We start from the raw sequence: 17912 nt of genomic DNA, 5'->3' as shown, positions 1-17912 counted from the left end.
GCCGCCATGGCGATTCACGAGGTGCTGCTGTCGCTGGACGGGGTCGAGGCGACCTACAACCACGCCATCCGCGCGCTGTCGGGCGTCAGCCTGACCGTGCGGACGGGAGAGATCGTCGCCCTGCTCGGCGCCAACGGGGCCGGCAAGACCACCGCGCTGAAGGCGCTGTCCGGCCTGCTGCCGGCCGAGCGCGGCCAGATCGTCGCCGGCACCATCGTCTATGACGGCGAGGACGTCACCCGCCGCAGCCCGGCCGAGCTGGTGCGCGCCGGGCTGGTGCAGGTGCTGGAGGGCCGGCACTGCTTCCGCTCCCTGACCGTCGAGGACAACCTCGTCGTCGGCGGTCAGGTTCGCGGCCTGGGCCGCGCCGCCCTGCGCTCCGAGCTGGAGCGCATCTACGCCCTGTTCCCCCGCCTGCGCGACCGGCGCGGGACGCCCGCCGGCCTGACCTCCGGCGGGGAACAGCAGATGGCGGCCATCGGCCGGGCGCTGATGGCGCGGCCCCGGCTGCTGGTGCTGGACGAACCGTCGATGGGCCTCGCCCCGCTGGTGGTCGAGAGCATCTTCGCCGCGCTGAAGCGCCTGAACCGCGAGGAAGGGCTATCGATCCTGGTGGCCGAACAGAATTCCACCGTCGCCCTGCGCCACGCCGACCGCGCCAGCGTGCTTGAGACCGGCTGCACCGTGCTGGACGGCCCCGCCGCCGACCTGCGCGACCGCGACGACATCAAGGCCTTCTACCTCGGCTTCGGCGTCGCCGACACTGCCGCCCCTGCCGCCGCCTGACCGGACCAACCCAAAACCGACAAAGGATACGAGACGATGAGCACTGCCATTCTCGACACAGCCCCCAAAACCGCCAACGCCACGCCGCAGGGCGTGCCCGGCCTGCCCCGCCCCACCAAGCCCGCCCACGTCATCAAGGACGACGCCGAAGCCATCGCGGTGGCGGAGGCGCTGGCCCGCGAGGTCGTCGGCACCGCGTCGAAGCGCGACCGCGAGCGCATCCTGCCGGTGGCGGAACTGGACGCCTTCTCGCAGAGCGGCCTGTGGTCGATCAATGTGCCGAAGGCCTTCGGCGGGCCGGAGGTCTCCTACGCGACGCTTGCCAGGGTGGTGCAGATCGTCGCGGCGGCGGATCCGTCGCTGTCGCAGATCTCGCAGAACCATCTGGGCGTGGTCGCCGCCATCCGCACCGTCTCGGACGAGGCGCAGCAGCGCCTGCTGTTCGGCGAGGTGCTGACGGGCATCCGCTTCGGCAACGCCTTCTCCGAATTCGGCACCAAGCGCGCCGCCGACTTCGCCACGAGCTTCACCGACGAGGGCGACCATGTGCTGGTGACGGGGCGCAAATTCTACTCGACCGGCGCCCTGCTCGCCCATCTGGTTCCCATCGTCGCGGTGGACGGTCAGGGCCGCGCCTGGTACGCCATCGCCGACCGCAACGCCCCCGGCCTGACGGTGATCGACGACTGGTCGGGCTTCGGCCAGCGCACCACCGCCAGCGGCACGGTGATCCTCGACAAGGTCAAGGTGCCGAAGACCCATCTGGTTCCCGGCTACAAGGGCTACGAGACGCCGACCGCCGACGGCGCCATCTTCCAGATCATCCAGGTCGCGGTCGACAACGGCATCGCCGAGGCGGCGATCCGCGACACGCTGGAGTTCGTGCGCAGCCGCAGCCGCCCCTGGGTGGACAGCGGGCAGGACCGCGCCTCGGACGATCCCTACACCATCCAGGCGGTCGGCCGCCTGACGCTGCGGCTGCACGCCGCCGAAGCCCTGCAGGAGAAGGCCGGCCTCGCGGTGGATGCCGCCATCGCCGCCCCCGGTGCCGAAACGGTCGCCAAGGCCCAGCTCGCCGTAGCGGAGGCCAAGATCCTCAGCACCGAAATCGCGCTGGAAGCCAGCAGCACCCTGTTCGAGCTGGCCGGCACCCGCTCCGTCCTGGCCGAACATAACTTCGACCGGCACTGGCGCAACGCCCGCACCCACACGCTGCATGACCCGGTGCGCTGGAAATACGCCATCCTCGGCAACCACGCCCTGAACGGCGTCAACCCGCCGCTCCATGCCTGGAGTTGAGCCGACGGAAGAGGATCGGTGCGGCGGCGGCCGGGGATCGTCCCGACGGTCAGGCCGCCGCCATATCCCGGAAGAGGCAGCGGGCGTCGCCGGCCGTTCCGATGCCCAGCACGGCGGCTTGCAGGCGGTCGACCGCCGGTTCGGCCAGCACCCGCGCCGCGTTGGCGCGGAACTTCGCGATCACGGCCGCATCGTCCATCGGACGCTCGCGGCAGCCGCGCGGATGGGACAGCCGAGGCCCCTCGAACCAGCGCCCGCGCGCCCGCACCCGCACCTGTCCGGCGGGCCGGCGCGTCTCCCCTCCCATCGCCCCGTCGATCTCCGGATCGACGGTCGCCGCCACACGGGCGGCCACTGCCGCGCGGTCGTCGTCGGCGAGGGCTCCGGCGGCATGCCAGTCCACCGGCGGCAGCCCCAGCGCGAGGCAGGCGAGACAGTAGGGCAGGCTGAACTGGGCATCGACCATGGTGGCGGGGGCCGCATCCATGAAGTCGCGGGCCAGACCGGCGGAGGTCAGAACCTCGATCCGCTCGATCTCGCCGGCCGCCAGCCCATGGGCGTCGCGCAGCGTCTCGAAGGATTCCAGCGCCGTGTGCATCCAGCGGCAGGCCGGATAGGGCTTGACGCTGGCATTGCGCGCCCACCAGACCTCTCCCAGCCCGTCGCAGAGGATATCGGGATCGAAGCGGTCGGACCCGATCATCCGCCAGAACCCGGTCGGCCCGTCGAGCACGTCGGCGGCACCGACCAGCCCCGCCATGGCGTAGCGGACGGCGCGCAGGCCGGCCTCCGTGGCCGGGGCGTTGAAATCCTTGAAGGACACCAGCGGGCGGGCATCCCAATTGTAGCGCCGCAGGCTCGGCACCGGCGCCAGCGTGCCGGCGAAACCGAAGGCATTGGCGAGGTCGGCGCCGCCGAGCCCGAGAAGGCGGCCATGGACCGCCGCCGCCGCCAGCGACTGGTGCTGGCACACGCCATAGACCTGCCGGAACCGCTCCTGGCTCGGCTGGATCGACAGGATGATGCGGGCGTTGATCTCGTAGGCGGCGGCAAGCGCCGCCAGCAGCGTGGCGCCGTCGGCACCGGACACGGCCACGCCGCTCAGCGCGGCGGCGACCAGCGTCGCCCCCGGATGCCCCATGCCCTTGCCGTCGACCTCGAAGCCGTCGTCATGGTCGAGCGCGTTCATCGCCGTGGAGTTGACGAAGGCGGCCCCGGCCGGCGCAAGGGAAACACCGGTGCCCAGCACCGGACAGGGACCGTCGGCACAGTCCGTCCGCATGGCGGCCAGCACGCGCCGGGTCAGGTCGGTGTCCGCCCCGGCAAGGCCGCAGCCCAGCGCGTCGAGCAGGTGCAGCCCGATCTTGCCGACGAGGTCGGCGGGAATGTCCGCGACCTCCAGCCCGGCCGCGAAATCGGCCAGCCGCCGCGTCAGCGTGGTCATGGCGCGCGCGTCAGCGCTTCGTAGAGGGCGGAAAGCCGCTCGGTCACGGGGCGCCCGCTTCCCCCGATCGCCCGTCCGTCCAGCCGCGACACCGGCGTGATGCCGCCGAAGGTGCCGGTGACGAAGGCCTCCTCGCTGGCATAGGCCTCGGCCAGCGTGAAATCGGTCTGGCGCACCGGAATCCCGTGTGCCGCGCACAGATCCAGCACCTTCCGCCGGGTGATCCCGTTGAAGCAGTAGCGCCCGGTCGAGGTCAGCACCGCTCCGCCCGACACGAAGAACAGGTTGGTGGAGTTGCAGCTCGACACGAAGCCGTGGGGATCGAGCATCAGCGCCTCCTGCGCGCCGGCGGCGATGGCCGGCAGCAGGGCCTGGATGAGGTTGAGGCGGCTGTGCGAATTGAGCCGCATGTCGAACATGTCCGGTGGGCTGCACCGCACCGGCGTGGTGGCGAGCACCAGCCCGTCGCGCTTCACCTGCGGGTCGGGCAGCTTGTGCTCGGCGACGATGGCGATGGTCGGCCGGCCCAGCGCATTGCGCGGATCCTGGTGGATGGTGCTCTTCTCGCCGCGCGTGACCATCAGCCGGATATGGACGCCGTCGGTCATGCCGTTGGCGTCGATGGTCTGTTGCAGCGCCTCGCGCAGTCCGTCGCGCGACAGGCCGATGTCGAGCGCGATGGCCTTCGCCCCCGCCTCCAGCCGGTCGAGATGATCGTCGAGGAAGACGAAGCGCCCATCGGTATAGCGGACGCCTTCCCACACCCCGTCGCCCAGCCCGAAACCGGCGTCGAAGATGGAGACGGTGGCCCGCGCGCGCGTGACAAGCCGGCCGTTCAGCCAGATCAGCACCCCGTCGTTGCGGTGGTCGTCTTGCGGCGTCTGCGCGCCCTTGCCGGTGAGTTGCATGGGAAATCCGTCAGAATCGGAATGCGGTGAAACGGTCGAGGAAGCGCCGCGTGCGCTCCTCGCGCGGGGACTTCAGCACCTGCTCGGGCGGGCCGTCCTCCAGGATGCGGCCCTCGTGCAGGAACAGGATGCGGGTGGCGAAGTGATAGGCGAAGCCAAGCTCATGCGTCACCAGCAGCATGGTCCGCCCGTCCTCCGACAGGTCGTTGATGACGCCGAGAACCTCCCCCACCAGCTCGGGGTCGAGCGACGAGGTCGGCTCGTCGAACAGCAGCACTTCGGGGTCCATCGCCAGAGCGCGGGCGATGGCGACGCGCTGCTGCTGGCCGCCGGACAGGCGGGCCGGATGGGCATCCGCCTTCCCGCCGAGGCCGACCCGCTCCAGATGCCGCTGCGCCGTCCGCCGCGCCTCGGCCTTCGGCCAGCCGAGCACCGACAGCGGCCCCTCCATCACATTCTCCAGCGCGGTCATGTGGGGGAACAGGTTGAACTGCTGGAACACCATGCCGACCCGCGCCCGCAGGCGGTTCAGCTCGGCCTCGCGATAGCGGGTGGCGCCGCCCGCCGCCGGCTTGCCCACCGCCTCGCCGTCGAGGATCAGGCGCCCCCTGGTCGGCATCTCCAGCACGTTCAGGCAGCGCAGCAGCGTGCTCTTGCCCGACCCGCTGGAACCGAGGATCGCGATGCGCTCGCCCCGGCGCACCGAAAGGTCGATGCCCTTCAGCACCTCGGTGGAGCCGAAGCTCTTGTGCAGATCCTCGACCTGCAACACGACGTCGCCGGCCACGGTCATGCCCGTCCCGCCGCGAAGCGCCGTTCCAGCGCGTAGGATGCCAGCGTGAAGGGGTAGATCAGCAGGAAATAGATCATGGCCACGACGGTGAAGGTTTCCATGGGGATGTAGTTCTGGCTGCTGAACAGCCTTGCGGTGTACATCAGCTCGTGCACGGTGATGATCGAGGCGACCGAGGTGTTCTTGGCGAGTTCGACCGCGCGGTTGGTGAAGGCCGGCACCATGCGCCGCACCGCCAGGGGCAGGATGATCCGGCGCAGCAGCCGCAGCTGCCCCATGCCGAGCGCCCGGCCCGCCTCCCATTGCCCGGCGGCAACCGACTGGATTCCGCCGCGATAGATCTCGGCGCAATAGGCCGACGCGTTCAGGCTCAGGGCCAGCGCGGCGGCGGCGAAGGCCGGCAGCTGGATGCCGCTCAGCACCGGCAGTGCGTAGTAGAACCAGATCAGCTGGACCAGCACCGGGGTGTTGCGGAACAGCTCGACATAGCCGCGCGCCGGCCAGGCGATCCAGCGCCGCGGCGAGATGCGGGCGAGACCGGCGAGCAGGCCGCCGGACAGGCCGGCGGCGAGCGCCACCGCCCACAGCGCCAGCGTCAGGCCGCAGGCTTCGAGAAGCAGGTCGATGTTGGCGAAGACCTCGCCGAACTGGAACTCGGGCATCTTGATCGTCGGCATCGTCATCGCGCTCCCGCCCGGCGGCCGCGGGCCTCCAGCCACTCGGCCAGCTGGCTGGCGGAGAACAGGACGACGAAGAACAGTCCGGCGACCACCGTATAGACCTCCAGCGGGCGGTAGGTCTGGCTCACGATCACCATGGCGCTGTAGATCGTCTCGTGGAAGGCCAGCGCCGCCGCCAGCGTCGTGGTCTTCACCAGTTCGAAGCTGCGTTCGACGAAGGGCGCCGCCATCCGGCGGGCGGCCTGGGGCAGGATGATCCGCCGCATCAGCCGCGCCCGCCCCATGCCGAGCGCCCGCCCGGCCTCCCACTGGCCGGTCTCGACCGACAGGATGCCGCCGCGGAACACCTCGGCGAAGAAGGCGGCGGACTGCACGCCCAGCGCCGCCAGGGCGGCGGCGAAAGGCGGCAGGGTCAGCCCGAACGCCATCGGCAGGCCGTAGAAGAACCAGAAGAAATGCACCAGCGGCGGCGTGTTGCGGTAGAATTCGGTGAAGGCCAGCGCCGGCCAGGACAGCGTCCGCCGGCCCGACAGGCGCATCGCCGCCAGCACGCCGCCGATCGCCACCCCCACAGCGATGCCGCAGACCGACAGCAGCAGCGTCTGGCCCAGCCCGGCCAGCAGGATGTCGGCGTTGCGGGCGACGGCGAAGAAATCCCAGACATAGCCCATCAGGCGTTCCTGCGCTCCCGTTCCTGCGCTGCGAGACCGCCCCCGGACCGGCCGGGGGCGGATGACCGGGTCAGGTCCGGGACCATTGCTCGCGCACGAGGGCCGGAGCGTCCTTGGGATCGATCCCGCGGAAGGCGAGGAACTCCTCGTAGATCTTCTGGATCCGGCCCGACTCATAGAGCGACTGGATGGCGATGCCGACCCAGTCGCGCCACGACTTGTCCACGTCGCGGCGCACGCCGGCGCTGGTGGAGGCGGCACGGATCGGGTCGGGCAGCAGCACGGTGCCGCGCTTCACGCGGCTGCGCAGCATGACCAGCGCCGGATGGAACAGCGAGACCGCGTCGACGCGGCCGGAGACGAAGGCGGCCCCGACCTCGTCGATGTTGGGGAAGCGCTCCAGCTTGGCATTGGTCAGGCGGACAGTCAGTTCCCGGTCCGGCGAGGTGCCGAGCACGACGCCGATGCGCACGTCGGGCTTGTCGAGGTCGCTCCAGCTCTTCGCCGCCAGGCCGTCGCGGGCCAGGATGCCGAGCGCGTAATAGAACATCGGCTGGACCGGGAAATCGACGGCGAGCGCACGCTGGGGGGTGGCGTCCATGGCGAACAGCACGTCGAACTGCCCCGCCTGGAGTCCAGCGACCGCGGTTCCCCAGGTCGTCTCGACGGCGACCGGCTTGACGCCGAGTTCCTCGGCCAGGGCGACGCCGGCGCCCCAGCCGATCCCCTTCCACTCGCCCGACCGCTGATCCTTGAAGAACCACGGCTCGCCCGGCGGCGTTCCGATCCGCAGTTCGCCGCGGTTGCGAACCTGCTGGAGCGTATCGGCGGACTGCTGCGCCGCCGCCGGCTTGACCGCGACCAGCGAGGCCCCGGCCCCCGCGCCGGTCAGCATGATCGCACCGAGCGCCCTGCGACGCTGAATTCCAACTTCATCCATGGCCTGCACTCCCTTTTCCCAAAGGGTTATCGATGGCTTTGTTGTTTCGCAACATAAAAGCGTATGCATCGTGTGAATTCATGTAATTGCCAATTTTACAATGTATTTATATGCCGTCCCGAGAGCGCCAAGCCGCCACGCAACGCAGACGGATGCGGCTCGATGGCTCAGCTCACGCTCCATTGCGTTATTTCCTATTGATGAGATATAGTTTAAAAATGAACAACCAGTTCATATGGTGAATTATATGATCGATGTGGCCGTGCCTTCCTCCAGACGACGGGCACGCTGGCGCGGCCTGCCGGAAGCGCCGACCTGGATTCTGGCGCTGGTCATTTACGGGGGGTGGGGGCTGCTGACGTGGTTCGACCATGCCCTGCCCTGGTGGGTGGTGCTGCCGCTGGGATCCTGGCTGATCGCCTGGCACATGTCGTTGCAGCACGAGGTCATCCACGGCCATCCGACCCGCTCGGCGAGGATCAATGCGGCGCTGGGCTTCACCCCGCTCAGCCTCTGGCTTCCCTATGAGCGCTACCGCCAGTCGCACACGACCCATCACCGCGAAGAGTGGCTGACCGATCCGGTCGAGGATCCCGAATCCCGCTATGTCACCCCGGCGCACTGGGCGGCGCGCGGTCCGCTGGCGCGGACCCTTCTCCGGGTCGACAACACGCTGGCCGGCCGCCTGACCATCGGCCCGGCCCTCGCCATCGCCGGCTTCCTGCGCAGCGAGGCCGTCCTGCTGGCGCGCGGCGACCGCGAAGCCTGGACCATCTGGCTGACGCATGGCGCGGCGGCAGGGGCGGTGGCCGCCTGGGTGATTCTGGTCTGCGGCATTCCGCTGTGGGCCTATGCACTGCTCTATGCCTATCCCGGTTTCGCCCTGGCCCTGGTCCGGTCTTTCGCCGAGCACCGCGCCGCCGGGGACAGCGACCACCGCACCGCCATCGTCGAGCGCGCGCCGCTGTTCGGGCTGCTGTTCCTCCACAACAACCTGCATGTCGTCCATCATCTGCGGCCGGACCTGCCCTGGTACGCCATCCCCGCCTATTACCGTGCGAACCGGAGCGCGCTGATCGCCCGCAACGGCGGTCTGGTCTATCGGGGGTACGGCGAGGTGGCCCGGCGCTATCTGTTCACGCCGCACCACCAGCCGCACCACCCTTTCACCAATTGATCAGAACGAAAGGGCGATCACGCGAAGCGAAGAGTCTGCCCGACGCCCAGCCGGGCAGCCTTCTCCAGCAGCGCATGGCCGAGCGCGATGTCGCTGAGGCTGAGACCGCGATGCCAGAACAGGATGGTCTCCTCGTCGCTTTCGCGGCCCGGCCGCAGGCCCGCGACGATCTGCCCGAGTTCGGCATGCAGGTTTTCCTCGCTCAGCCGACCGCTGTCGACATGGGCGCGGAGCGCGCCGAAGGGCAGCCCCTTGCGGCACTGGCCCCAGTCGTCCACCACCGTCTTGTCCATGATGTCGGTCAGCGACAGCTCGACCGCGCTCATGGTGCCGTAGGGCACGACCAGCGCCCCCTTGGCGATCCAGTCGGTCTTCAGCAGCGGCGCCGGTTCCGGCAGGCGCGAAGCCTCGACCACGATGTCGGCGCCGCGCACGCAGGTCTCCCAATCCTCCGTCGCCACCACCGGCTTGCCGAGGTCGCGCGACAGCCGCGCGGCGAAGCCGTCGCGGCTTTTGGGACGGCGCGAATGGACGCGGATTTCATCGAAGTCGAACAACCGGTCGAGCAGCCGGACATTCCAATAGGCGGTGCCGCGCGCGCCGATATGACCGAGGATGCGGCTGTTCTTGCGCGCCAGATGCTTGGCGCCCAGTGCAGTGACGGCGCCGGTGCGCATCTCGGTGATGCCGGTGGCGTCGATGAAGGCCTTCGGCATCCCGGTCTCGGGATCGAACAGGTTGAGCACCGCCATCTCCGAGGGCAGGCCGCGCTTGTAGTTGTCGACGAAATCGCCGACCACCTTGACTCCAGCGACGCCAAGCGGCTTGACCACGCCGCGCAGCACGTTGAAGTGCCCCTTGGCCGAGCTTTCGGGAGTCAGGTGGACGCGCGGCTCGATCACCGTCTGCCCGCTGCCCTGGGCGTGGAGCGCCTGCTCCACCGCCGCCAGGATCTCGTCTTCGGTCAGCGCCAGCCTTTCGACGTCCGGGCCGTTCAGATAGGAAATGCTGATGTCCGCCATCGCGGGAACTCCGTTCACGCTGCCGCCAGGGAGGCGAGCAGGGGTTTGTGGCAGGCGACGCGGCGCCCGTCGGTCAGGATGTGTTCCGCCGGCTCCTCGGCGCGGCAGCGCGCATCGGCCAGCGGGCAGCGGGGGTGGAAGGCGCAGCCGGACGGGGGATTGCGCGGACTGGGCACCTCGCCGGGCAGGGGCGGCGCGCGGTGCCGGTTGCCGGGATCGAAGCGGGGGACCGCGGCCAGCAGCGCCTGCGTGTAGGGGTGCGCGGGGGCGTTCAGCACATGCTCCGCCGGCCCGACCTCCACCGCACGGCCGAGATAGAGCACCAGCACCCGGTCGGACATGGCGCGCACCACGTCGAGATTGTGCGACACCATCAGGCAGGTCAGGCCGAAGCCGCGCTGGAGATCGACCAGCAGATTGACGATGTCACCCTGCACCGACAGGTCGAGGCCGGCGGTCGGTTCGTCGGCGACCAGCAGGCGCGGCCGCAGCACCAGCGCGCGGGCGATGCCGACCCGGCGCGCCTGCCCGCCGCTGATCTGGTGTGGATGCTTGTCCAGCACCGGCTCCGGCAGCCCGACCCGGCGCAGCAGGTCGAGCACGCCCGGCCACGCCGACCGCTCCGCCACTCCATGGATGCGCAGCGGCTCGGCCAGCAGACTGCGGATGGTCATGCGCGGCGACAGGGCGGCGGCCGGATCCTGGAAGATCATCTGGGCGTCGCGGCGGAACGCCTTCGCCTTGCGACCGCGCAGGTCCCCGAGGTCGCGACCGTCGAAACGCACCGTTCCCGCCGTCGGTGGCACCAGCCCCAGCGCGGTGCGGATCAGCGAGGATTTGCCGGAACCGCTCTCCCCAACCACGCTCAGGGTTTCACCAGGATGGAGATCGAACGACACCGCGCGCACCGCCGGCACGGTACCGTAATTCAGCGACAGACCAGCGAGCGACAGCAGGGGAAGGCTCACAGCAAGTTCCTCAGACCAGGGTGCAGGCGACGGATCGGCCGCCGCCGAGCGCGCGCAACGGCGGCACCGCCGCCCGGCAGCTTTCTGCCGCCTGCGGGCAGCGCGGGGCGAAGACGCAGCCCGGCGGCAGGCGCGTCGCGTCCGGCACCTCGCCGGGGATCGAGGCCAGCGTGGCGCGCCGGGTGACGCCGGGGCCGATCTCGCAGGCCAGCAGGGCGCGGGTGTAGGGGTGGCGCGGATCGCCCAGCACGGCGGTGGCCGGCCCGCTCTCCACCAACGTTCCGGCATAGAGCACCGCCACGTCGTCGCACAGCTGCGACACCAGCCCCAGGCTGTGGGCGATCAGCAGGATGGTTCCGCGATACTCCTGCCGAAGCTCCTCGATCAGGGCGACGATCTGCCCTTCGATGGTGGGGTCCAGCGCGGTCGTCGGCTCGTCGGCGATCAGCAGGTCGGGTTCGGCCAACAAGGCGGCGGCGATCATGATCCGCTGGCGCATGCCGCCGCTGAACTGGTGCGGGTAATCGGACAGCCGCCGTTCGGCGTCGGGAATGCCGACGCGGGCCAGCATCGCCACCGCCCGCGCCAGCAGGGCACGGCGCCTGTCCTTCGGACGCTTGGCGCGTTGCAGGTCGACCAGTTGGGTGCCGACGCGGAAGACCGGGTTCAGCGCCGCCATCGGGTCCTGGAAGATCATCGCGAAGCGGGTGCCGCGCAGTGCCGCCAGCTCGCGGTCCGGCAGTGCCAGCAGGTCGCGACCGCCGTAGCGGATGCTGCCCTCCAGCCGCGACAGGTTGCGCGGCAGCAGGCGCGGGATGGCCGAGGCCAGGGTCGATTTGCCCGAGCCGGATTCGCCGACCAGCCCGACGACGCGCCCGCGCCCGAGATCGAGCGACACGTTGCGCAGCACATTGGCCGGACCGGCGCCGGTCGCGAAGGAAACCGACAGGTTGCGGATGGCGATCAGCGGCTCCGCCTCTTGCGGGGAAGCGGTCACGGTTCCGTCCTCAATTTGGGATCAATGGCATCGCGCAGCGCTTCACCGAACAGGGTGAAGCCCAGCGTCGCCAGCGTCAGCACCGCGCCGGCGGCAATCACCGGCCAGAGCGATTGCGACAGGGTGGTGTAGCCGTCATGCAGCAGCGTTCCCCAGCTCGCGCGCGGCGGCGGCACCCCGACGCCGAGGAAGCTCAGGCCCGCCTCAATGGTGATGACGACGGGCACGTCCATGCTGGCCAGCACCACCAGCGGCCCCAGGATGTTGGGCACCAGATGATGCAGGGCGAGGCGCAGCGGCGAGGCGCCCAGCACGCGTTCGGCCTCCAGGAAGGGGCTGTTGCGCAGACTCAGCGTCTGCGCCCGCGCCACCCGGCCGAAATGCGGGACCAGCGTCACGGCGACGATCAGGATCACCTTGTACAGCCCCGGCCCCATCAGCGCCACCACCGCCAGTGCGAAGACGAGGCTGGGAAAGGCACTGATAATGTCGAAGGCGGCGAGGATCGACCGCTCCCCCTGCGGCGGCGCATAGGCGGCGGCGGTGCCGAGCAGGGTGCCGGCGGCGAGCGCCACGGCGATGGTCGACAGCGCCACCAGCAGCGCCACCCGACCGCCGTCGGCAAGCCGGCTCAGCAGATCCCGGCCGAGATGGTCGGTGCCGAGCCAATGCGCCGCCGATGGCCCGCCGAACCGGGCCAGGATGTTGAGTTTGTTGGGGTCATGGGGAACCATCCACGGCCCGGCCAGCCCGAGCAGCAGCACCGCCGCGACCAGCAGCAGCCCGGCGCGCCCGCCCGGATCGCGCCATATGCGTTTGAGGGCGGCGTGCATCAGCGGTCTCCCGCCCGGCGGATGCGCGGGTCGAGCCAGGCATAGCTGAGATCGACGGCCAGATTGGTCAGGGTGAACAGCGCCACGACCACCAGCACACAGGCCTGCACCACCGGGTAGTTGCGCGAGGAGATCGCGTCGTAGACCAGCGTGCCGATGCCGGGCCGGGCGAAGACGATCTCGGCGAAGATGGCGCCGCCGAGCAGCCGGCCGACGCCCAGCCCAAGGATCGCCACCGTCGGGATCGCCGCCGGCTTCAGCGCGTATTTGTAGACGACCACCCGGTCCGGCACGCCATAGGCGCGCAGCGTGCGGATGTGCGGCTCGCCCAGCACCTCCAGCAGCGAGGCGCGCAGCAGCCGGGCGATGTAGCCGATCCAGCCGAGCGCCAGCGACAGTGCCGGCAGGGCCAGCCGCGCCAGCTGGTCCCCGATGTCCCCCGACCGGCTGACGCCCAGGACCGGGAACCAGTCGAGCCAGATCGAGAAGACCATCAGCAGTAGGATCGCCACCACGAAGTTCGGGATGGCGATGAAGCCGATGCTGACCGCCGCCGCCGCCCGGTCCAGGACGCTGCCCGGATGCGTCGCTGCGTAGCAACCGAGCGGCACGCCGAACAGCACGGCGATGGCGATGGCCGACAGGGTCAGGGTGACGGTGTAGGGCAGCACCTCCGCCACCAGCGCCGCCACCGGGCGCCCCGACACCACGTCGGTGCCGAGATCGCCATGCAGCACGTTCCAGACGAACAGGGCGAAGCGCTCGTGTACCGGACGGTCGAACCCCATCGCCTGGGTGAAGGCCTGCACCGCCTCCGGCGTGGCGCGGGGGCCGAGCAGCACCTGCGCCGGGTTGCCGGAGATGAACAGGGTCAGCACGAACAGCAGGGCGACCGCCCCCGCCAGCACCAGCAGGGTGGAGGCGAGGCGCTGCCCGACATGCCGCAGGAGGACCGGCAGGGCTCCCGCCACGGTCAGGCCGCGCCGAAGCGGTTGAACAGCTGGTCGTCGCCGTTGGGCAGGATGCCCGGCACCAGCCAGTCCTTCAGCGCATAGACGTTGACCTCGTGGGTCAGCCAAATGAAGGCAGCGGACTCGTCGATCAGTTTCTGCGCCTCGATGTAGAGGCGGGCGCGCCCGGCCGCGTCGGTGATGGCGCCGGCCTTGGCGAACAGCGCGTCATAATCCGGGTTGTTCCAGCGCTGCCAGTTCCAGCTGCCGATCTGGGCTGCGGTGAACCATTGCAGCTGGAAGGACGGGTCGGCCTTGCCGCCGAAGCGCTGGAGCGACAGTTCCAGATTTTTGCCGGCCTCGCCGTTGCCGGCCGACCAGTAGCTGCCGCCCTCCTGCACGTCGAGGTCCAGCGTGATCCCCGCCTCGGCAAGCTGCGCCTGGATAATGATGCCGGCATTCTGGTAGGCCGGCTTGTTCAGCAGCGTCAGCCGGGTGCGCAGGCCGGAGACGCCGGCCTCGGCCAGCAGCTTCTTCGCCGCGGCGACGTCGCGGGCGCGGCGCGGCGCGTCCTTCCAATAGCCGAGCAGTCCCGGCGCCACCGGGGCGTAGGCCCGGCCGACCGCGCCGTTGTAGGCGCCTTCGATCACCTGATCGACGTCGATGGCAAGGCGGATCGCCTGTCGGACGCGAAGGTCGGTGAAGGGTGCCTTCTCGACATTGATGCCGATCCACACGAAGTTGATCGAGTCCTGCTTGAGGATCCTGGTTCCCGGTATCTTGCCGACGTCGGCGGCGTTCGCCGGCTCGATGGCGGTGAACTGCAGCTCGTCGGCGCGGAAGGCCAGCTCGGCGGTCTTGGAGTCACGCACCGGGCGCAGGACGATCTCCTCGAAGCCGGGCTTCGGCCCCTGGAAATCCGGGTTGGCGCGCAGGACGACGCGCTCGTTGGGACGCCATTCGGCCAGCCGGTAGGGGCCGGTGCCGATCACCTTCGTCGGCTGGTCGGCACGGTAGGCCCCGGCCTCGAATGCCTTGCGCGAGATGATCAGGCCGGAATTGTCGGGCAGCACCACCTGCCACAGCGCCGGGGCGGGGGTCTTCAGCTTGATCCGGCCGGTGTATGTGCCGGTGACCTCGACCTCCTCCAGCGCCGCCAGATCCTTGCCGTGCAGCGGAAGCTTGCCGTTGGGGCCGGGCTTGATCGCCCGTTCGAACGAGAACTTCACGTCGTCGGCGGTCAGCTCGCCGAACCCGTCGTGGAATTGCTGGCCGGGCTTCAGCTCGAACTCGATGACGGTGTCCGACACCTGCTCGATGCGCCTGGCTGCCGACAGCTCCCATTCGAAGCTGCCGGGCTTGAAGGCGATCAGTCCCTGGAGGACGGAGCGCAGGATGTTGCCCTCCGGATAGCTCAGCCGGTTCAGCGGATCAAAGGGCGGCTGCACGTCGCGCGGCAGCGCCAGCGTAATGCTCTTGCGGCCCGCTCCCTTCTCGGACTGGGCGAGAACCGGCAGGGAGAAGCCGGTGCCGGCGACACCGAATGCCGCCCCGGCGGCCAGAAGCTGGCGCCTCGTCACATCGACCATGGTGGTGATCCTTCCTGTCTTGCGTGCGTTCTTGATTGTGCGTGCGTTTCGAATGGGAATGGGTCAGCCCGGCGCCGGGTAGCCGGCGGCCAGCGCCTCGGCGGCCCAGCGTTCGGTGACGGCGTAATCCGCCGGATCGGTAACGGCGAACCCGGCCAGCACCAGCGCCTCGCGCACCGCCGTCAGGCCGGGTGCCTCGCCGCTGGCCAGGAAGGCGGCGCGCAGGGCCTCCACCGCCTCGACCGGGACCGAGGGGCTGGCGACCAGCGGCGGCATCGGCACCGGATCGGTGCTGGCGACGATGCGGATGCGCTTTCCAAGTTCGGGATCATGGCGCAGCATCAGCTCCAGCGTGTAGCCGTCGAGCGGTGCCACATCCGCGTTGCCGTCCAGCACGGCGTCGAGCACCCGCTTCGGCGTCACGCAGGGGCCTACCGTGGCGGCATAGAGCTTTGGCCGTTCCGCCGTGCGGAAGCGCAGCAGATGGTGGCGCGGGGCGTTATAGCCGGAATGGGAATGATCCACTGTGAAGGCCAGCCGCCCGCCGAAACTGTCCTCCAGCCGGTGGATGGCGGACTCCGCCCGGACCACGAAGTCGGTCCGGTATTCAGCCCGCCCGCCATAGCGGGCCCCTGCCGGCACCGGTGCGGCGACGATCCGGTGCCGGGAGCCGGCGCGCACGAAGGGCCAGCCGCACTTGAAGGCGGCGCCGAGATCGTCACGGCTCCAAAGATCCTCCAGCCGGGCCGGAAAACCATGGTCGAGCACCACAAGCGGCACGCCCGAGCGCAACGACACCCAATCGAACAGCGCCCGCCATGCGGCAGCGGCCTCGGCGTTCGGCGCGTACATCCGCGCATTGGCGGCCAGCGCCCCGCCCTTCCCGCTTTCCCCTGCGACCGCCATGTTTCACCATCGATTTGTGTTTTTCATATTTTAGCCGATTAAATTGATAGACAAATAACGTGGGGATCAATAGGAAAATGATTAGGAAACTACAGATGTGAACTGGAAATGCGGCAGGACCCTCTGGTGCTCGGCGCCGGCCCGTTGACGATCGAGGCGGTGGTCGGGGTGGCGCGGCAACGGCAGACCGTCGCCCTCGGTCCGCTGGTGGCGCCGCGCATCGCCGCGGCCCGCGCGGTGGTCGAAAGGCTGGCGGAAGCGGAAGTCCCGGTCTATGGCCTGACCACCGGGCTTGGGGCCGGCGTGGACACCCGGCTGACGGCCGACGATCTCATCGCCTTCCAGCACCGGGCGGTTCCCGCCCGCGCCGTCGGGGTGGGGCGGCACCTGCCGACCGACATCCTGCGCGCGCTGATGCTGGTCCGCGCCGCCGGCTATGCCGCGGGCGGCAGCGGGGCGTCGCCGTCGATGCTGCACGCGCTGGTCGCCGCGCTGAATGCCGGCTTTCACCCGCTGGTGCCGTCCAAGGGCTCCATCGGCGCCGACGACCTCGCCCCGCTCGCCCATCTCGGCCGCGCCCTGCTGGGCGACCCGGAGGCCGAGGCGGAGGTCGGCGGAGACATCCTGCCCGCCGACACCGCGCTGGCCCGCGCCAGGTTGGCGCCGCCGATCCTCGGTCTCAAGGACGGCCACGCCATCGTCGTCGCGAACGCCCTGTCGGTCGGCCAGGGCTGCCTGGTGCTGGAGGATGCCCGCGTGGCGCTGGACGCGCTGGATGCGGCTGCGGCGCTGAGTTGCGAAGGGTTCCGGGCGCAGTTGGAGCCGCTCGACCCGCGCGTCCAGCAGGCCCGCCCCGCCCCCGGACAGGCGCAGGCCGCGGCCCGGCTGCGGGCCCTGCTCGCCGGCAGCGCCCTGGAGAAACCGGGGGCCGCGAGGCGCCTTCAGGATCCTCTGAGCTTCCGCTGCCTCGCCCCGGTCCACGGCGCCGTCCGCGTGACGCTGGAGGCTGCGCGCGAACCGGTCGCCATCGAACTGAACGCCGCCGCCGATAACCCGCTGGTGGTGGCCGAAGCGGGAATTGGCGAGGATGCCGGGAGCGAAATGCTGCACAACGGCAATTTCGACATGACCGCCTTGGTTCTGCGTTTCGAGGCGCTGGGACAGGCGCTGGCCCAGGCGGCGACCATGGCGGCCCACCGCACGATGAAACTGATGTCGCCCGCGGTTTCCGCCCTGCCGCGCTTCCTCACCCCGCAGGGCCAGAGCCGCACCGGCTTCGCCACCGTCCAGAAGACGATTGCGGCGCTGGAGGCGGAAATCCGCCATCTCGCCTTGCCGATCTCGCTGGGCGTCCTGCCGGTGGCCGACGGGATCGAGGACCATGCCTCGATGGCGCCCGCCGCCGTCGCCAAGACCGGCGAGATCGTCGAGCGGCTGCGCTGGCTGACCGCCATCGAGCTGGCCGCCGCCGCCCAGGCGGTGGATTTTCGCGGCCCCCTCGTTCTCGGCACCGGCACCCGCGCGGTGCATGCTTTCGTCCGCGGTCTCGTCGCGCCGCTGCAGGAGGACCGCTCGCAAGGACCGGACTTCGAACGGCTGGCCCAGGCGATCGCCGCCGGCAAGCTTCAGCAGGCCGTTGCGGCCATTGCCTGATTGCCGGACCATGCCCTCAGGTCGATGCCCCTTCGTCTATGCGGCCGGCAAGGCCGGACTCCGCGAAGGCGCCGGACGGCATCGCAAAGAAGTCGGCCAGACCGATTGGAAAGCTGTCGAGAATTTTCTCCAGGGAGGAGACGGACGGACTGACCTGGTCCTTTTCGATCAATGAAATCAGTCCATTGCTGAGTCCCGACCGTCTGGCCAGGGCGCGCTGCGACAGCCCGTGGGTCTGGCGCAGGCTTTGAAGCTTCTTCCCAAGATCGGTCATTTCGATAACCCGATTGCCCCCG

18 protein-coding genes are annotated in these 17912 nt (G+C 69.9%); 4 read left to right on the top strand and 14 right to left on the bottom strand.

Annotated features, from left to right (window positions below; all coding sequences use genetic code 11):
* The first annotated feature begins 6 nt into the window (after positions 1-6).
* Together JN22_RS29940 and JN22_RS29935 are read left to right on the top strand one after the other, a co-directional pair.
* Complete coding sequence (locus JN22_RS29940; RefSeq protein WP_085557564.1) at positions 7-786, top strand: ABC transporter ATP-binding protein; 780 nt, start codon at positions 7-9, stop codon at positions 784-786.
* A 36-nt stretch (positions 787-822) separates the two neighbouring features.
* Complete coding sequence (locus tag JN22_RS29935; protein WP_085557563.1) at positions 823-2085, top strand: SfnB family sulfur acquisition oxidoreductase; 1263 nt, start codon at positions 823-825, stop codon at positions 2083-2085.
* Between the two features lie 49 nt (positions 2086-2134).
* On the opposite strand, the gene JN22_RS29930 is transcribed toward JN22_RS29935, so the two are convergent.
* From JN22_RS29930 to JN22_RS29905, 6 genes are all read right to left on the bottom strand, one after another.
* On the bottom strand, positions 2135-3529 hold the full coding sequence (locus JN22_RS29930) for an MmgE/PrpD family protein (protein ID WP_085557562.1): 1395 nt from the start codon (positions 3527-3529) through the stop codon (positions 2135-2137).
* Positions 3526-4437: an aminotransferase class IV gene (locus JN22_RS29925; RefSeq protein ID WP_085557561.1), complete on the bottom strand. Its 912-nt coding sequence runs from the start codon at positions 4435-4437 to the stop codon at positions 3526-3528. The genes JN22_RS29930 and JN22_RS29925 overlap by 4 nt, the downstream gene beginning before the upstream one ends.
* A gap of 10 nt (positions 4438-4447) precedes the next feature.
* Positions 4448-5230: an amino acid ABC transporter ATP-binding protein gene (locus JN22_RS29920; RefSeq protein ID WP_085557560.1), complete on the bottom strand. Its 783-nt coding sequence runs from the start codon at positions 5228-5230 to the stop codon at positions 4448-4450.
* A complete protein-coding gene (locus tag JN22_RS29915; protein WP_223677973.1) occupies positions 5227-5907 on the bottom strand; it encodes an amino acid ABC transporter permease in 681 nt (226 codons plus the stop codon). Before JN22_RS29915 ends, JN22_RS29920 begins: the two co-directional genes overlap by 4 nt.
* 2 nt (positions 5908-5909) lie before the next feature.
* Positions 5910-6581 carry an amino acid ABC transporter permease gene (locus tag JN22_RS29910; protein ID WP_085557559.1) on the bottom strand — a complete coding sequence of 224 codons (672 nt, stop codon included), beginning with the start codon at positions 6579-6581 and terminating at the stop codon, positions 5910-5912.
* A 70-nt stretch (positions 6582-6651) separates the two neighbouring features.
* Positions 6652-7521 (bottom strand): transporter substrate-binding domain-containing protein, encoded by an 870-nt coding sequence (locus JN22_RS29905; protein ID WP_085557558.1) that lies wholly within the window; start codon positions 7519-7521, stop codon positions 6652-6654.
* A 247-nt stretch (positions 7522-7768) separates the two neighbouring features.
* On the opposite strand from JN22_RS29905, the gene JN22_RS29900 reads away from it, so the two are divergent.
* Entirely contained in the window at positions 7769-8698 is a 930-nt protein-coding gene (locus JN22_RS29900) for a fatty acid desaturase (RefSeq protein ID WP_223677972.1), read from the top strand.
* Between the two features lie 17 nt (positions 8699-8715).
* On the opposite strand, the gene JN22_RS29895 is transcribed toward JN22_RS29900, so the two are convergent.
* The 7 genes from JN22_RS29895 to JN22_RS29865 form a co-directional block, all read right to left on the bottom strand.
* Positions 8716-9720 carry an ornithine cyclodeaminase family protein gene (locus JN22_RS29895; protein WP_085557557.1) on the bottom strand — a complete coding sequence of 335 codons (1005 nt, stop codon included), beginning with the start codon at positions 9718-9720 and terminating at the stop codon, positions 8716-8718.
* A 14-nt stretch (positions 9721-9734) separates the two neighbouring features.
* On the bottom strand, positions 9735-10688 hold the full coding sequence (locus JN22_RS29890) for an ABC transporter ATP-binding protein (protein ID WP_085557556.1): 954 nt from the start codon (positions 10686-10688) through the stop codon (positions 9735-9737).
* A gap of 10 nt (positions 10689-10698) precedes the next feature.
* The gene (locus JN22_RS29885) at positions 10699-11685 is read right to left on the bottom strand and encodes an ABC transporter ATP-binding protein (RefSeq protein WP_085557555.1); all 987 of its coding nucleotides are present in this window, start codon (positions 11683-11685) and stop codon (positions 10699-10701) included.
* The gene (locus JN22_RS29880) at positions 11682-12518 is read right to left on the bottom strand and encodes an ABC transporter permease (RefSeq protein ID WP_085557554.1); all 837 of its coding nucleotides are present in this window, start codon (positions 12516-12518) and stop codon (positions 11682-11684) included. The genes JN22_RS29885 and JN22_RS29880 overlap by 4 nt, the downstream gene beginning before the upstream one ends.
* The gene (locus JN22_RS29875; RefSeq protein ID WP_223677971.1) at positions 12518-13489 is read right to left on the bottom strand and encodes an ABC transporter permease; all 972 of its coding nucleotides are present in this window, start codon (positions 13487-13489) and stop codon (positions 12518-12520) included. Before JN22_RS29875 ends, JN22_RS29880 begins: the two co-directional genes overlap by 1 nt.
* Positions 13490-13491: 2 nt before the next feature.
* Entirely contained in the window at positions 13492-15057 is a 1566-nt protein-coding gene (locus tag JN22_RS29870; RefSeq protein ID WP_085557553.1) for an ABC transporter substrate-binding protein, read from the bottom strand.
* A 63-nt stretch (positions 15058-15120) separates the two neighbouring features.
* Positions 15121-15963: a phosphate/phosphite/phosphonate ABC transporter substrate-binding protein gene (locus JN22_RS29865; protein ID WP_085557552.1), complete on the bottom strand. Its 843-nt coding sequence runs from the start codon at positions 15961-15963 to the stop codon at positions 15121-15123.
* A 108-nt stretch (positions 15964-16071) separates the two neighbouring features.
* Between JN22_RS29865 and JN22_RS29860 the strand changes: the two genes are divergently transcribed.
* Positions 16072-17616: an HAL/PAL/TAL family ammonia-lyase gene (locus JN22_RS29860; protein ID WP_085557551.1), complete on the top strand. Its 1545-nt coding sequence runs from the start codon at positions 16072-16074 to the stop codon at positions 17614-17616.
* Positions 17617-17632: 16 nt separating this feature from the next.
* Here the strand turns inward: JN22_RS29860 and JN22_RS29855 are convergent, their stop codons facing one another.
* Positions 17633-17890: a helix-turn-helix domain-containing protein gene (locus JN22_RS29855; RefSeq protein ID WP_085557550.1), complete on the bottom strand. Its 258-nt coding sequence runs from the start codon at positions 17888-17890 to the stop codon at positions 17633-17635.
* Positions 17891-17912 lie beyond the last annotated feature (22 nt).

Source organism: Azospirillum agricola, from assembly GCF_020005195.1.
GTDB lineage: Bacteria > Pseudomonadota > Alphaproteobacteria > Azospirillales > Azospirillaceae > Azospirillum > Azospirillum agricola.
Note: the sequence above shows the minus strand (reverse complement) of the source record. Positions and strands in the feature narration are given on the sequence as shown.